This window comes from Bradyrhizobium sp. USDA 4516 (genome assembly GCF_054055915.1).
Map to the genome: position 1 here is coordinate 4166845 of NZ_JBSRXT010000001.1, position 15163 is coordinate 4182007.

17 protein-coding genes and 1 pseudogene are annotated in these 15163 nt (G+C 65.9%); 12 read left to right on the plus strand and 6 right to left on the minus strand.

The annotated features are described in order from the left end of the window. Positions 1-41: 41 nt before the first annotated feature. The gene (locus ACVI1L_RS19305) at positions 42-452 is read left to right on the plus strand and encodes a VOC family protein (protein ID WP_456783569.1); all 411 of its coding nucleotides are present in this window, start codon (positions 42-44) and stop codon (positions 450-452) included. 187 nt (positions 453-639) lie between these two features. Here ACVI1L_RS19305 and ACVI1L_RS19310 read toward each other — a convergent pair whose 3' ends face one another. The 3 genes from ACVI1L_RS19310 to cobT form a co-directional block, all read right to left on the minus strand. Beyond that, the gene (locus ACVI1L_RS19310) at positions 640-1062 is read right to left on the minus strand and encodes a S49 family peptidase domain-containing protein (protein ID WP_057016263.1); all 423 of its coding nucleotides are present in this window, start codon (positions 1060-1062) and stop codon (positions 640-642) included. Between the two features lie 78 nt (positions 1063-1140). Beyond that, the gene (locus ACVI1L_RS19315) at positions 1141-1467 is read right to left on the minus strand and encodes a hypothetical protein (RefSeq protein WP_456783570.1); all 327 of its coding nucleotides are present in this window, start codon (positions 1465-1467) and stop codon (positions 1141-1143) included. A gap of 177 nt (positions 1468-1644) precedes the next feature. After that, positions 1645-2658, minus strand: coding sequence for a nicotinate-nucleotide--dimethylbenzimidazole phosphoribosyltransferase (gene cobT / locus ACVI1L_RS19320; RefSeq protein WP_456783571.1), 1014 nt, complete (start codon positions 2656-2658; stop codon positions 1645-1647). Positions 2659-2836: 178 nt separating this feature from the next. On the opposite strand from cobT, the gene cobS reads away from it, so the two are divergent. Continuing rightward, the gene (gene cobS / locus ACVI1L_RS19325) at positions 2837-3589 is read left to right on the plus strand and encodes an adenosylcobinamide-GDP ribazoletransferase (RefSeq protein ID WP_253624966.1); all 753 of its coding nucleotides are present in this window, start codon (positions 2837-2839) and stop codon (positions 3587-3589) included. Between the two features lie 69 nt (positions 3590-3658). Further along, positions 3659-4225 (plus strand): histidine phosphatase family protein, encoded by a 567-nt coding sequence (locus ACVI1L_RS19330; protein WP_057016219.1) that lies wholly within the window; start codon positions 3659-3661, stop codon positions 4223-4225. A 209-nt stretch (positions 4226-4434) separates the two neighbouring features. Here the strand turns inward: ACVI1L_RS19330 and ACVI1L_RS19335 are convergent, their stop codons facing one another. Both ACVI1L_RS19335 and ACVI1L_RS19340 read right to left on the minus strand, forming a co-directional pair. Beyond that, on the minus strand, positions 4435-5223 hold the full coding sequence (locus tag ACVI1L_RS19335; RefSeq protein WP_028341382.1) for an SDR family NAD(P)-dependent oxidoreductase: 789 nt from the start codon (positions 5221-5223) through the stop codon (positions 4435-4437). A 286-nt stretch (positions 5224-5509) separates the two neighbouring features. Further along, positions 5510-7180, minus strand: coding sequence for a methyl-accepting chemotaxis protein (locus ACVI1L_RS19340; protein ID WP_456783572.1), 1671 nt, complete (start codon positions 7178-7180; stop codon positions 5510-5512). A 513-nt stretch (positions 7181-7693) separates the two neighbouring features. Here ACVI1L_RS19340 and ACVI1L_RS19345 point away from each other — a divergent pair. The 9 genes and pseudogenes from ACVI1L_RS19345 to ACVI1L_RS19385 all read left to right on the plus strand — a co-directional run bounded on the left by ACVI1L_RS19345 (position 7694) and on the right by ACVI1L_RS19385 (position 13826). After that, positions 7694-8359: a glutathione S-transferase family protein gene (locus ACVI1L_RS19345; protein WP_316396510.1), complete on the plus strand. Its 666-nt coding sequence runs from the start codon at positions 7694-7696 to the stop codon at positions 8357-8359. Positions 8360-8503: 144 nt separating this feature from the next. Beyond that, a complete protein-coding gene (locus ACVI1L_RS19350; RefSeq protein ID WP_057016222.1) occupies positions 8504-8875 on the plus strand; it encodes a nuclear transport factor 2 family protein in 372 nt (123 codons plus the stop codon). Between the two features lie 134 nt (positions 8876-9009). Then, positions 9010-9426: a YciI family protein gene (locus ACVI1L_RS19355; protein ID WP_057016223.1), complete on the plus strand. Its 417-nt coding sequence runs from the start codon at positions 9010-9012 to the stop codon at positions 9424-9426. A 155-nt stretch (positions 9427-9581) separates the two neighbouring features. Then, positions 9582-10007, plus strand: coding sequence for a YciI family protein (locus ACVI1L_RS19360; RefSeq protein WP_456783573.1), 426 nt, complete (start codon positions 9582-9584; stop codon positions 10005-10007). Between the two features lie 87 nt (positions 10008-10094). Continuing rightward, entirely contained in the window at positions 10095-10460 is a 366-nt protein-coding gene (locus ACVI1L_RS19365) for a YciI family protein (protein WP_057016224.1), read from the plus strand. A gap of 258 nt (positions 10461-10718) precedes the next feature. Beyond that, the gene (locus ACVI1L_RS19370) at positions 10719-11432 is read left to right on the plus strand and encodes a TetR/AcrR family transcriptional regulator (RefSeq protein WP_050385230.1); all 714 of its coding nucleotides are present in this window, start codon (positions 10719-10721) and stop codon (positions 11430-11432) included. Positions 11433-11562: 130 nt separating this feature from the next. After that, the gene (locus ACVI1L_RS19375) at positions 11563-12054 is read left to right on the plus strand and encodes a DUF2852 domain-containing protein (RefSeq protein ID WP_057016264.1); all 492 of its coding nucleotides are present in this window, start codon (positions 11563-11565) and stop codon (positions 12052-12054) included. Positions 12055-12150: 96 nt separating this feature from the next. Then, a pseudogene (locus ACVI1L_RS19380) lies at positions 12151-12911 on the plus strand (IS5 family transposase). A 150-nt stretch (positions 12912-13061) separates the two neighbouring features. After that, a complete protein-coding gene (locus ACVI1L_RS19385) occupies positions 13062-13826 on the plus strand; it encodes a serine O-acetyltransferase (protein ID WP_057016225.1) in 765 nt (254 codons plus the stop codon). Positions 13827-14074: 248 nt separating this feature from the next. On the opposite strand, the gene ACVI1L_RS19390 is transcribed toward ACVI1L_RS19385, so the two are convergent. Further along, positions 14075-15148: a tartrate dehydrogenase gene (locus ACVI1L_RS19390; protein WP_057016226.1), complete on the minus strand. Its 1074-nt coding sequence runs from the start codon at positions 15146-15148 to the stop codon at positions 14075-14077. Between the last annotated feature and the right edge of the window lie 15 nt (positions 15149-15163).

Below are 15163 nucleotides of genomic sequence, written 5' to 3' on the forward strand. Positions count from 1 at the left end.
TACCATCGGGACGAGGCTCGAATGACCCAAGGGAGCATGCGATGCAGGTCAACCCCTATCTCTCCTACGACGGCAATTGCGGCGCCGCGCTGAAATTCTACGAGAAGGTTCTCGGCGCCCGGATCGAGGACACCTTCCCCTACGGCGAGGGCAGTGCGGAGATGCAGACGCCGCCCGGCTGGAAAGACAAGATCATGCACGCCCGCCTCACGATCGACGGCGAGATCATCATGGCCTCCGACGCCCCGCCCGGCCACTTCCAGAAGCCGCAGGGCTTCCACGTCGCGTTGCAGGTCGAGGATCCCGCGGAAGCCGAACGCCGCTTCAAGGCGCTGTCCGAGGGCGGCACGGTGACGATGCCGTTCGGCAAGACCTTCTTCTCCAACGGCTTCGGCATGTGCGTCGATCAGTTCGGCATCCCCTGGATGGTGAACTGCCAGCAGGGGATGTAGGCCGCGCAGGTTCTGTTCGCTCGCGCTCACGGAGATTGTGCGTGCCGGCTATCCACGTCATTGCGAGCCCACGGGTCGCGCGTAAGCGCGCCTGATGACAGGCTCCGCGAAGCAATTCATCGCTCCGCAAGCGGGGACATGGATTGCTTCGTCGCTTCGCTCCTCGCAATGACCGTGTAATTTGCCGCTACCTGCACCGCGGATAGATCGCCGCGAGCTCGCGGCCGCGCAGCAATAGCAGGCGCGAAGTCAGGCCGCCGCGGCGGGCGATCCAGCCGCGCACCGGCGCCGGATAGGCTTGCAGCACCGCGACGGACGCTTCCGGCTCTGCATAGGTGCGGCCGCGCTGGTCGATCGAGCGCGCGGCGTGGAAGCCGAGCACGGCGCGCCGCGTCACGCAGATGCGGTCGCCCGGCACCATCGAGAGTACCAGGGTGCAGGCGGACAGGCAGGGCCCGTCGATCACGACGCGCTCGCCCGACTCGCGCACCTTGTCGAACAGCTCGATGAACGGGCCGACCTGCCCGCCGGGGCTGGCGAGGATACGAACATCGGCTTGCGCGCAGCTAACCGTTGCGCAGAGAGCTGCCGCCGCGACAAGTATTTTCATGCGCGCAATCCCTGCCACGATGCGATCGAGGTGCCGCCGCATCTGAAGCCGGAAGGCTCGCGCCGGAATGGGGCATCGTCAAGACCGATGTCCCGGTTGCGACAGCACGTGGCTCAGGCCGCGCGGTTCTTGAGCGACCCCCACGATCGTAGTGAGCACGGCGCCGGCAACGCCGCCGCCGGCGACCTGGCCGATGATGCTGCCGATGTCAGGCGTCGCGCCGGAATTGGCGAGCAGCGGGATCAGCATGCCCAGAAGCTGTCCGCCCGCGCCGCCACCGATGGCGCCTGCGATGGCGTTACCGAGCGTGCCGAGATCGATGTTCTTGGCCGCTCCCGCCGCGACATTGCCGCCGACGGCTCCGCTGATGACCTGAATGATCAGATTGATGAGAACGCCCGACACGAGGTGATTTCTCCCGGTATCTGGTTCAGCACGGGTGAGACGCCAGCCGGCGTCCCACCGCCGCGAAGGTTAGGCCGCCAGCGCGCAGAGGCCATGCTGCACACGCGAAGATTGTCGACGCGCGCCGACGCTATGCACCGGCTTTTTTGAGGGAACCCTCCGGCTCTCCCGGGAGCCTCAGTCCGCGCCGGAGACGCCGGCCTCCGCAAAGGTAGCCATGCCGCCATGACAGGCGAGCGCCGCGCGCAACAGCAGGATCGCAACCCCCGCGCCGGAGCCTTCGCCGAGCCGCATGTTAAGGTCGAGCAAGGGGGCGAGCTCGAGCTCGCGCAGCAATTCGCGGTGGCCGAGCTCGGCCGACACATGTCCGGCGCGGCAATGCGCGAGGCTGTCGGGTTGAAGCCGCGCCAGCGGCAGCACCGCCGCTGTCGCCACGAAGCCGTCGAGCAGCACCGGAATGCAGCGTGCGCGCGCCGCCAGCACGGCGCCCGCGATCGCCGCCAGCTCGCGTCCGCCGAGCGACATTGCGGTGGCGAGCGGATCGTCGATCGCGCCGCGATGCAGCTTGAGCGCCGCATCGATCGTGGTGCGCTTGCGTATCAGCCCGGCATCGTCGACGCCGGTGCCGCGGCCGGCCCAGCGCACTCCGCGCCCGCCCATCAAGGCGGCGCACAGCGTCGCGGCGACCGTGGTGTTGGCGATGCCCATCTCGCCGACCACGAGCAGATCGCATTGCTCGGGCACCGTGCGCCAGCCGGTATCGAGCGCGACGAGGAAATCGGCGGCGTCCATCGCCGGTCCGGTCGTGAAATCGCGGGTCGGGCGCGCCAGCTCGAGCGGCTCGACGCGCAGCTCGGCGCCGGCAAGCCTGGCGATCTGGTTGATCGCAGCGCCGCCGGCGGCGAAGTTCGCCACCATCTGCGCGGTGACCTCGGAGGGATAGGCTGAAACGCCGCGCTCGGCGATGCCGTGATTGCCGGCGAACACGGCGATCGTGACGTGGTCGAGCCGGGGCATCTCACGCCGCTGCCAGCGCGCCAGCCAGATCGTAACCTCCTCCAGGCGGCCGAGGCTTCCCGGCGGCTTGGTCAGGTTCTGCTGGCGCTGCGTGGCGGCCGCGGCACTGGCCTCGTCGCCCTGCGGCAGGTCGCGACAAAAGCCGCGGATGTCGTCTAGAGTACTGAACTGCATGCGATTCCCTCGTCGAGCGGGCCGCAAGCTAATGCATGATCCGGAAACGTGTGAAGCGGTTTTCCCTCGCGACAAATGCGTAGCATTTGCGCGGAGATCATGCCCTAACAAGAAGCTAAAGCGCGATCAGATCGAGCCCGATCTCGTCGCGCTTTAGCCCAATTTCCAGGCCTTCACCATGAATCAATGGCTCGACGATCTCCGGACCGCGACCGCCTTCCTGACCCGCCTGCCGATGCCGCATCCGGACGGCGCGCGGACGGAGAGCTTTGCGCGGGCGCAGCGGCTGTTTCCCCTGGTCGGGGCCGCCATCGGGGCGGCGATCGGCCTGTTTTGCCTGCTGCTGCGGGCGATCGGTGTGCCGGATCTCGCCGCGGCGGCGCTCGCGCTCGGCGGCGGTGCGCTGCTCACCGGCGCGCTGCATGAGGACGGGCTCGCCGATGTCGCCGACGGGTTCGGCGGCGGCCGCGATGTCGCGACCAAGCTCGAGATCATGCGTGACAGCCGGCTTGGCACTTACGGCGCGCTGGCGCTGGTGGTGAGCTTTGCCGCCAAGCTCGCGGCTCTCGCGGCAATTCCGAATGGTCTCGTGGTGCAGAGCCTGATCGCGGCGCACGCGCTGGGCCGCGGCGTGCTGCCATGGATTGCGATCAGCCAGCCTTACGCGCGCAAGGACGGGCTCGCCGCCAATGCCGGAAGGCCTGATGGGACCATTGCCGTGGTCGCGGCCGGCATCGCGCTGCTGATCGCAATCCTCGCCTTGCCGTTCAGCAGCGCGCTGCTGGCGGCGATCGCGGCCGCTGTGAGCGCGCTGGTCATGGCGCTCGTGGCAAAGCGGCAGATCGGCGGCCAGACCGGCGATGTGCTTGGCGGTGCGGAGCAGGTCGCGGAAACCACGATCCTGGTACTGCTCGCGGCGCGGTTAGGTTAGAGCGTTTTCGAGCGAAGTGGAGACCGGTTCGCGTGAAGAAACGCGTCAAAATGAAAGCGTGAGCGGAACATGGATCGCGAAACGCGTTTCTGGCTGATCCGTCATGCGCCGGTGGACGGTCCGCGCGGCGTGATCCACGCGCCGGATGCGCCCGCCGACCTCGGCGATGCCGCGGCATTCGCGTCGTTGCAGGCGAGGCTGCCGGCCCACGCTCGCGCGGTCTGCAGTCCGGCGCGGCGCACCCGTGAGACCGCAGCAAAGCTCGGTCTCACGGCAACGGAGGACGACGCCTTTCGCGAGCAGGATTTTGGCGATTGGACCGGCCGGCGTCACAGCGAGATCGAAGCCGAGCTCGGCGCGGCCTATCGCGCGTTCTGGCAATCGCCGGGCAGCAACCGGCCGCCGCGCGGCGAAAGCTTTGCCGATCAGATCGCGCGGGCGCGGGCAGGGCTCGCGCGTCTGCCGTCCGGCGACGTCGTACTGGTCGTGCATTCCGGCACCATTCGCGCGATCCTTGCGATCGCGCTCGAGCTTGCCCCGGAGCTCGCGCTGCGCTTCGTCATCGATCCGCTGTCATTGACGCGGATCGACCGGCTGCCGGATGCCTGGCGTGTGGTCGCGGTGAACGGGCGCTGATAGCGCAGTGACTCTGCTTTACCTCGCCCCGCGTGCGGGGAGAGGTCGGAACGCATCGACAGATGCGTTCCGGGCGAGGGGGAGTCTCCGCGAGGCTAACTGGTACTGCGCGCGCGGAGAGGGCCCCTCACCCAAACCCTCTCCCCGTAAGAACGGGGCGAGGGAGTGCAGTCCCGTCGCGGTGTGACATTAGTTCGTTCGATCAACCGTTACCCATTCCGTCGCGCGCCGCGCAGGGTCGGCAGGCCGATGCCGGCGGCGTCGAAGCCGCCGTCGACGGCGAGGATCTGTCCGGTGATGTAGCTGGCGCGATCCGAGCACAGGAAGAAGATCGCTTCCGCCAGCTCCTCCTCCAGCCCATAGCGGTTGAGCGGGATGGCGTCATGATAGTCGGCGCGGATCTCCGGCGTGTGGACGGCCTTGGCCATCGCGGTCTCGACCGGCCCGGGCGCGACGCCGTTGACGCGGATGCCGAGCGAGGCGAGTTCGACCGCGAGCTGCTTGGTGAGATGCGCGAGGCCGGCCTTGCTGGTGCCGTAAGCCGAGCGCAGCGTCGAGGCGCGCACCGCCGAGATCGAGGTGATGTTGACGATTGCACCGCCGCCATGCTCCCGCATTAACGGCGCGGCCGCCTTGGTGCACAGGAACGGGCCGGTGAGGTTGACCGCCATGATCCGGCTCCAGTCGGCGTCCGAGGTCTCCAGCACCGGCGTGAACACGGCAATGCCGGCATTGTTGACCAGCGCGTCGAGCCGGCCGAACCGGTCCGTGATCGCAGAGATCGCGGCTGCCACGCCAGCGGCATCTGATACGTCGCAGGTGAGCGCCAGCGTGTCGTCGGGCTGCTTCAGCGCCGCGACCGCCGCGCGCAGCAATTCGCCCTCGATGTCGAGCAGCGCGACGCGCCAGCCGTCGGCGAGAAAGCGTTTCGCCGCGGCAAGCCCGATGCCACGCGCGGCGCCGGTCACGAGTGCGACTTTGGGGGAAGCGGAATTCATCGGATGGTCCATCGGTTCGGGCAGGAAGTCCCGACCGTCTGCGACCTTTACTCCGACGTGTCAACCCGACGGCGACACGCGGCATGCTCTCTCTCCGTCACCCTGAGGCGCGAGCGTAGCGAGCCTCGAAGGGTGCACGGCCACCAGCCGGGGAGTGTGGAGTATCGGCTTCCTACGGCACGCCGACCCTCTCGCCGCAATCCTGAAGAGCCCGCAAAGCGGCGCGTCTCGAAGGATGCACGGCCCCCAGCCCGGGCCGCCCATCCTTCGAGGATCGCACCGTGGCTTACGCTGCGAGTTCGGCAGAGGCGCGCTGCATGTTGGTGGACATGTCCTGCGTCACGATGCTCTGCTCCTCGACCGCGGCGGCGGTGGAGGTGATGTATTCGTTGACGCCGGCGATCGCCGCCTTGATCTCGGACAGCGAGCTCACGACTTCGGCGGCGATCGAGTTCAGCGCGTCGATTTCCGAGGAGATCGTGTCGGTCGCCTGCTTGGCCTGATTGGCGAGGCTCTTCACCTCGGAGGCAACCACCGCGAAGCCGCGGCCGGCTTCGCCGGCGCGCGCCGACTCGATCGTGGCGTTGAGCGCCAACAGGTTGATTTGCCCGGTGATGCTCGAGATCATCTCGACGATGCCGCTCATCGCCTGAGCTGCCGCATTGAGCTTCTGCGCCTGTCCGTCGGCAGCCTCGACCCGGCCGGTGGCGACCGCGGCGTTCTGCTTCGACTTGGTCATGGTTTCCGAGATCTCGCGGATCGAGGCGCTCATCTCCTCGCTGCCGGCGGCGACCGCCTCGATCAGGCCGCGCGCGCTGTCGGCCTTCTTGCGGCCGATCGCCTGCGCGGTGATGTCGGTGGCGTACTTCACCACCTTGTAGGGCTTGCCGTTGAGATCGAGGATCGGGTTGTAGGAGGCCTGGATCCAGATCTCGCGGCCGCCCTTGGCGATACGCTTGTATTCGGCGGCCTGGAATTCGCCGCGGTTCAGCGCGCCCCAGAACTCGCGGTAGCCGGCCGCGCTCGCCTCAGTGGGCTCGACGAACATGCTGTGATGCTTGCCCTGGATCTCGGCAAGCGAATAGCCCATCGCGGCGAGGAAGTTCGGGTTCGCGGTGCGGATCGTGCCGTCCATGTTGAACTCGATCACCGCCTGCGACTTGCCGATCGCATCGATCTGGCCGTCATTGTCGGCAGTTTTCACCTTCTGCTGCGTGACGTCGGTGGCGAACTTGACGACCTTGAACGGCTTGCCGCGGTCGTCGAGGATCGGGTTGTAGGTGGCGAGGATCCAGATTTCCTTGCCGCCCTTGCCGAGCCGCTTGAATTCGCCGGCCTCGAACGCGCCCCGGTTCAGCCGCGCCCAGAAATCGCGATAGGCCACGCTGTCGCGGTCGGCCGGCGGCACGAACATGCTGTGGTGCTTGCCCCGGATCTCGGCGAGCGAATAGCCCATAGCGCCGAGGAAGTTCTCGTTGGCATTGACGATGGTGCCGTCCATGTCGAACTCGATCACCGCCTGCGCCCGGCCGATCGCTGCGATCTTGCCGGCATCCTCCATGCTGTGGATCTTCTGCGCGGTGATGTCGGTGGCGAACTTGATCACGCCGACCGGCTTGCCACCCTTGTCCAGGATCGGGTTGTAGGAGGCCTGGATCCAGATCTCGCGGCCGCCCTTGGCGATGCGCCTGTACTGCGCGGCCTGGAATACGCCGCGGTTCAGGTCGGCCCAGAACGCGCGATAGTCCTGGCTGCCGCGCGTGGCCGGATCGACGAACATGCTGTGGTGCTTGCCCTCGATCTCGTCGAGCGTGTAGCCCATCGCATTCAGGAAGTTCTCGTTGGCGTCGACGATGGTGCCGTCGAGCTTGAACTCGATCACCGCCTGCGACTTGCCGATCGCGGCAGTCTGCGCCAGCGCATTCTCGATCTTGGCCTTGTTGCTGAAACTGAACATCAGGGCTCCGTGAAGGTCCAAATAAAAGGGATAGGGAAAAGCGGATCGCGGCAACTCACGGAAAGGTTGCAGCGAGCCGTTTAGCATCGGTAAAGCCTGTTGCTCGCGCGCGCCTGGCACGAACTGCATAACGCCAAGTTCCGCGCATGCATCCGCTTCAATTCGCAAAGGTTTTTTTTCAGAGCGCACGTTATCATCCACCGGCAGCACGCGATGTTCACCGTAATCATACGGACGAAAATCGATGATGACTTTCGTCTGATGCGGGGTGATTGAAGCGCGTCTACTTCAGCGATGCTGATGGGTCTATTACGAAGCCTGATATCGCCGGCCGCTTTTCACCGATCGATGCAGCGACGTGATTCGCGTGCTCGATGAATGTGCGTCGCGTTCGATGCTTGGTCCACGCCCGCCGACCGCAATAAGTATCGCCATAAAAATATCACGGCAAGAGATGTCGGAAGGGCGGTCCCGGCCTCGTCCTCCGGTCACTCATTCCATGATGGAGTTCCGATGTCGCTTACCCTGCATTACCATCCGCTGTCCTCGTTCTGCTGGAAGGCGCTGATTGCGCTCTATGAGAACGGCACGCCATTCACGCCGAACATGGTCAATCTCGGCGATCCTGCCGAGCGCGCGGCGCTGCTCGCGCTGTCGCCGATCGGCCGCTTTCCCGTGCTCCGCGACGAGACGCGGGATGAGACGGTGCCGGAATCGAGCATCGTCATCGAATATCTCGACCGGCATTATCCCGGTGCCGTCAGGCTGATCCCCGAGGACCCGGACCTCGCGCTGCAAATCCGGCTGCGCGATCGCTTCCTCGATCTCTATGTCCACCTGCCGATGCAGAAGGTCGTCGGCGACCGGCTGCGGCCTGCGGACAGCAAGGATCCGCATGGCGTCGCCGAGGCGCGGGCGCAACTCCGCACCTCCTATGCGATCCTGGATCAGCAGCTCGATCCGCAACGCGCGCGTGGCGGCTGGATGATGGGCGAGCATTTCTCGTTGGCCGATTGCGCGGCCGCGCCGACGATGTTCTACGGCAACAAGGTCGAGCCGTTCGGAGATGGCCATCGGCATCTGGCCGCCTATCTCGAGCGGCTGATGGCGCGGCCGTCCTTCGCGCGCGTGCTGAGGGAGGCCGAGCCCTATTTCGGCATGTTCCCGCGGGAAACCTGACGCAAGCCGGCCTCCGACCCGGTTCCAAAAATAAATCGTGGCGGGATGTCGCTTTCGCGCCGCCCCGTTCGTCATTTCGCTGAGGCCCGGGTTTCCGGAGCGCTGGCCGCTCCGGGGCCCCGGGCGATACGTGTGGGAGACGACATGGCTGCAGCTGGCAACAGGGCGGAGATCATCCGCTCCCTCTTCGCCGCCTACCTCGCCAATGACCGCGCGAGCGTGGAGGCGGCGTTCGCCGAGGATTTCCGCTTCTCGACGCCCTATGGCGAGAACATCGACAAGCCGACCTATTTCGCCGAGTGCTGGCGCGACTCCGGCTGGATCGGCCGCCACGAGATCGAGCGCATCATGGTCGACGGCGTCGAGGCCTTCGTCACCTATCGCTGCGTCGCCCGCGACGGCAAGAGCTTTCGCAACACCGAGTTCTTCGTGTTCGACGGCGACAAGGTGTCGCGCATCGACGTCTATTTCGGCCCGTCGCACCAGGACGGCGAACTTGTCAGGCAGGACCGCTGAGGGCTGTGGCGCGCGATGCAATGACCTCCCAAATAATTTCGCTTGGCCTGTCGGCGTGGCAAGCCCCGCGTCGTCCTTGAGACGAGCACCGGAGATACCGGCAAAGCAGCTGAACAAGACAACGGAGCAGGAAGATGAAGTTCATGGTGATCGTGAAGGCGAACAGGGACACCGAGGCCGGCGTGATGCCGAGCACCGAGCTGCTCGCGGCGATGGGCAAGTTCAACGAGGAGATGGTCAAGGCCGGCGTGATGCAGGCCGGCGAGGGGCTGCATCCGACCAGCAAGGGTGCCCGCGTCAAATATGCCGGCGGGCAGAGCACGGTGTCGCGCGGCCCGTTCGGCCTGAGCAGCGATCTGGTCGCCGGCTTCTGGCTGATCGAGACCAAGTCGCTCGATGAAGCGATCGACTGGATGAAGCGCGCGCCGTTCGACGGCGGCTCCGAGATCGAAATCCGCCAGGTGTTTGCCGCGGAGGATTTCGGCGAGGCGCTGACGCCCGAGCTGCGCGAGCGGGGAGAGCGCCTGCGTGCGCAGGTGGGCAAGAAATGACACCCGACGTCATTCCGCGATATCGCACCGGCGATGCGCCCGGAATACATGATCATCGTCGCAAGTCGTGGATTCCGGGCCGGCGCCGCGTGGGGCTTCCCGGCATGACGAGGGTGAAGATTGCGAGTTACTCAACAGGCAAGGAAATCCGACCAATGCGTTTCATGATGCTGATGATCCCGCTCGGCTACGAGTCCGCGCCGGCCAAGCTCGAGCTCGACCCCGAACGGGTCGCCGCGATGATGCGGTACAATCAGGCGCTGAAGGACGCCGGCGTGCTGATCACGCTGGAAGGCCTGCATCCGCCGGCCGCCGGCGCGCGCGTCAAGTTCGACACCGGCGTGCCGGTCGTGATCGACGGCCCGTTCACCGAGGCCAAGGAAGTGATCGGCGGCTTCTGGATGATCGAGGTCGCCTCGCGCGCCGAGGCAATCGAATGGGCCAGGAAGTGCCCGGCCACCGCGAACGAGATGATCGAGATCCGCCAGGTGCAGGAGATGGCCGATTTCTCCGAAGAGGTGCAGCAGGCGGCCGCCACCTTCGAGCATCCGCAGGGCGGCTGGGGCAAGGCGCCGCGCTGAACATTCAACGAGAAACGATGCCGCTTCAAAGCGTCACCGTATCACCGAACCATCGTCCACCAACAACGACCACAACGGAGACGCAACATGAGCACCAACACCTTCCTCGCCGTCTATCTCGGCGGCGGTAAAACCGGCTCGCGGATGGCAGCCTGGAACGCGCTGCCCGAGGCCGAACGCCGTGCCAAGGAGCAGCAGGGCATGGCGGCCTGGGGCGCCTGGGTCGAGAAGCATCATGACGTGATCGTCGAGATGGGCGGACCGCTCGGCAAGACCAAGCAGGTCGGGCAGGGCGGCGTCACCGACATCGCCAATCTGATGACCGGTTTCACCGTGGTGCGCGCGCCCTCGCATGAAGCGGCGGCAAAGCTGTTCGAGAACCACCCGCATTTCTCGATCTTCCCGGGCGAGGCCGTGGAGATCATGCCGGTGCTACCGATCCCGGGCCGCTAAGGCGGGAGAATTCACCTCCCCTTGAAAAGGGGGTCGCTTTGCTCGCCAGAGCAAAGCGGGTGGGATCTGCTCTCCCCGCATACAGCGTCGACTGCGGCTGACCCCCTTTCAGGGGGAAGGAGAAGATCGAGCCATGCTTGAGCCGGGCTACTGCCGTCAAGCGCGTGCAGCGAGGCCGCGTCACACCCGTTAATCTTGATTGACGCGGCGCCGCCCCGCTAGTGACCTTTACCGCGGGCTCATGTAAAAGCCGTTCACATGAGCTGGCGCAAGGACCAAGGCCGCGCCGAGCGCGGCTATCATCACGGCAATCTCAAAGAGGCGTTGCTGCAGGCCGCCCTCGACCTGATCTCGAAGAAGGGGCCGGCCGGCTTCACCTTCGCCGATGCCGCGCGGATGGCCGGCGTCAGCCCGGCCGCGCCGTACCGCCACTTCCGCGACCGCGACGAGTTGATCGCCAGCATCGCGCAGCGCGGCTTCGAGCAGTTCGAATCGCTGCTGACGCAGGCCTGGGACGACGGCCGCCCCGATACCGTCACGGCGTTCGAGCGGGTCGGCAAGGCCTATCTCGCCTTCGCCCGCGAGGAGCCCGCGTTCTATTCCGCGATGTTCGAATCCGGCCTGCCGGTCGATTCCAATCCGACCTTGATGGCCGCAAGCGAGCGCGCCTTCGCGATCATCCGCGCCGCCGCCGAGCGGCTCGCGGCACTGGCGCCGCCCGGCATGCCGCGTCCGCCGGCGATGATGATGGCGCTACACATCTGGGCGATGTCGCACGGCGTCGCTTCGCTGTTCGGCCGCGGCGATGCCGCGCGGCGCAAGCTGCCGATGTCGCCGGAGGATCTGCTCGAGGCCGAAGTGCTGATCTATCTGCGCGGCCTCGGCTTCCCGACCGACCGCCGGCCTGGAACCGCGGCCGCCGACGACAAGCCGGCCGGCGAAAGGTCTGGTCCCTGGGGCAAGCCGAAATAAGGTTCAACGGCCAAGCCAAAAATAATCCGAGGGGTGCGTCACCCGCGCTGCTTGACTTTCCCAAGGGATCGGCTACCTATGTAAATGTTATTTACATTCACAACGGCGTGATGCCGTGATGGAGAAGGAAATGGCCTACACCGCTGATGTCAATCGCTGGCGCGGCCCCGTCGAAGAGCCCTACCGTCCCTACTTCTACGCGACGCCGTGGCATCCCCTGAAGATCGCCGGGATCATCCTCGGCTTCATGATCTGGTGGCCGATCGGCCTCGCCCTTCTCTTTTTCACACTCGGGAGCAGAAAGATGGCCTGTTGGAGTCACTACGATCAGGATCGCTGGGCGAACAAGATGGAGCGCATGCAGGACAAGATGGAGCGGATGAAGAGCCGCATGGAGCGCCGCGGCTTCCCGTTCGGCGGCTTCGGTCCGCCCTCCAGCGGCAACCGTGCCTTCGACGAGTACCGCCAGGACACGCTGCGCCGTCTCGAGGAGGAGCAGGTCGAGTTCAAGAACTTCCTCGATCGCCTGCGCCACGCCAAGGACAAGGAAGAGTTCGACGCCTTCATGGCGCAGCACAAGACCCGTCCGACCCCGCCGACCGACCAGCCGCCGCAGAGCTGATCGCGCGAGGCAAGCGCTAGGACCGATCGACATTCAGGATTCCCAAGCGGTTTGATCGCTGATTCATAGAGTTCCGTGATTCGAGACACGGAGCAGATGGTGGCGGCGAAACGATATGAGCTGACGGAGGCGCAATGGGCGAGGATTGCGCCACTGCTGCCGGGGAAAGCTGGCGACCCGGGACGTACGGCTGCGGACAATCGACTGTTCGTCAACGGATGTTTGTGGGTTTTGCGATCGGGCGCACACTGGAGCGACCTGCCGGAACGGTACGGCAAGTGGAAAACGGTGCATCAGCGCTTCAGCCGCTGGTGCCATGCCGGCGTCTGGGAGCGCGTGTTCGCTGCTCTGACCGCCGATCGCGACAACCAGTATCTGATGATCGACAGCACCATCGTTCGCGCCCACCAGCAGGCGACGAGCGGAAAAGGGGGGCCAAAGATCAGGCGCTGGGGCGTTCCCGAGGTGGACTGACCACCAAGATCCACATGCTGGCTGATGCGCTCGGCCGTCCGCTCCGCTTCATCGTCACGGCTGGGCAAGTTAATGACATCACCCAGGCGCCGGCACTGCTCCACGGCCAAAGCGGCGATGCCGTGCTCGCCGACAAGGCCTATGACAGCAACGCCCTGCGTGCGATCATCGCGGAAATCGGCGCAACGGCGGTGATCCCGTCAAACCGCACCCGCAGGATCATCATTCCGCACGACGCCGACGCATACAAACAGCGCAACCGCATCGAGCGCTGCTTTTGCCAGCTCAAACACTTCCGACGCTTGGCAACCCGTTATGACAGGCGATCTGACAACTTTACCGGCTTCATCCATCTCGCTGCCGCAATGATCTGGATGCAATGAATGTCGATCGGTCCTAGCCTTCAGGCGATGTGCCCCCATAGAACCTGATGGCCCTGAGCCGCCCGTTTGCGATGAGCAAGCGGGCGGTTTGCATTTTGGGATGGTGACGCCCACTCTATCGTTTGGGATCCGGACGATGAGGCGAAGACTATGGCGGGATCAGCGACAGTGACGGCCGGCGAGCTCTGGCTTGCGATCCGGCGCGAGGCGGAGGCGGCGATCGCTGCCGATCCGTTCCTCGAGGCGTCGGCCGCCTTCATTCTCGATCAGGGCGACCTCGGCGGGGCGCTCGCTTTTCTGATCGGCCGGCATATCAGCCGCGCGGAAGAGGATCGCGCACAGTTCGCGCGGACCGCCCGCGAAGCCTATGCGGCCGAGCCCGTGCTGGTCGATGCCGCGGCCACCGATCTCACGGCCATCGTGCGCCGTGATCCCGCGATCACGGGCTTCCTGCCGCCGCTGCTCAACTTCAAGGGCTTCGTCGCGCTGCAGGCCTGGCGGGTGTCGAACTGGCTGTGGCGCCAGGACCGCCCCGACCTTGCGCTCATGATGCAAAGCGCGACGGCGGACCAATTGCAGATCAGCATTCACCCGTCGGCCCGGATTGGAACGGCGGTTTTCCTCGATCACGGCACCGGCATCATCATCGGCGCGCTGGCCTCGGTCGGCGACGAGGTCACGATTTTGCAGAACGTCACCATCGCGCGGCATCAGGATGATCCGCGCCGCGCGCCGAAGATCGGCCACGGCGTGCTGCTCAGCGCCGGCGCCACGGTGATCGGACATCTCTCGATCGGCGATTTCGCCAGGATCGGCGCCGGCGCGCTGGTGACGACGGATGTGCCCGCCGGCTGCACCGCCATCGGCGTGCCCGCGCGGCTGACCAATTGCGCGGAGGCGGGCACGCTTTCGTGAGGTGAGCACCCCTCTCAGGCACCCTCTTCCCTTGTGGGAGAGGGTGGGGTGAGGGGTGGCCCCGGGCGAGACGGCGAGAGATAGGGCAATCGTTGATCAGCGTGCGCAGCGGGCGTCTCTAATCCTCATGGAGAGCGGAGCAAGCGGTACCCCTCTCTCCAACCCTCCCCCACAAGGGCCCACAAGGGGGAAGGGAGTCCGACTAGCGCGCTCGCCTCACTGCGTGATGCGACGGGACCGTCGCCGCCTTACACATTCGACCCATGGATCGCGTCAATCACCGCATCGGTGACTTCCTTCGTCGTCGCCTTGCCGCTGACGTCGGGCGTCAGCACGCCGGCCGCGCACACCTTCTCGACCGCGGCCATCAGGCGCGCCGCGGCGTCCTTCTCGCCGAGATGCTCCAGCATCTGCGCACCGGTCCAGAACGTCGCGACCGGGTTGGCGATCCCCTTGCCGGTGATGTCGAAGGCCGAACCGTGGATCGGCTCGAACATCGAGGGATAGCGGCGCTGCGGGTCGATGTTGCCGGTCGGCGCCACGCCGAGGCTGCCGGCCAGCGCGCCGGCGAGGTCGGAGAGGATATCGGCGTGCAGATTGGTTGCGACGATGGTGTCGAGGCTCTTCGGATTGAGCGTCATCCGCACCGTCATGGCGTCGACCAGCATCTTGTCCCAGGTGACGTCGGGGAAGTCCTTCGCTACCTCGGCCGCGATCTCGTCCCACATCACCATGCCGTGGCGCTGCGCGTTCGACTTGGTCACCACGGTGAGGAATTTGCGCGGCCGCGACTGCGCGAGCTGGAACGCATAGCGCATGATCCGCGTCACGCCGACCCGGGTGAAGACAGCGACTTCGGTGCCGACCTCTTCCGGCAGGCCCTTGTGCGCGCGGCCGCCCATGCCGGCATATTCGCCTTCGGAATTCTCGCGCACGATCACCCAGTCGAGATCGCCGACGCCGACATTGCGCAGCGGCGAGGCGACGCCGGGCAGGATCTTGGTCGGCCGCACATTGGCGTATTGGTCAAAGCCCTGGCAGATCGGCAGGCGAAGGCCCCACAGCGTGATGTGGTCGGGCACATCGGGTGCGCCGACCGCGCCGAAATAGATCGCGTCGAAGTTCTTCAGCTCCGCGAGCCCGTCGGCCGGCATCATCACGCCGTGCTTCTTGTAATAGTCCGAGCCCCAGTCGAAGGTCTTGACGTTGAAGCTGATGTCGCCGCTGCGCTTCGCCAGAGCCTCCAGCACGCGGACGCCCGCGGAGATCACTTCGGGGCCGATGCCGTCGGCGGGGATGGCGGCGATGGAATGGGTACGCATGGGTTGTCTCCGGAT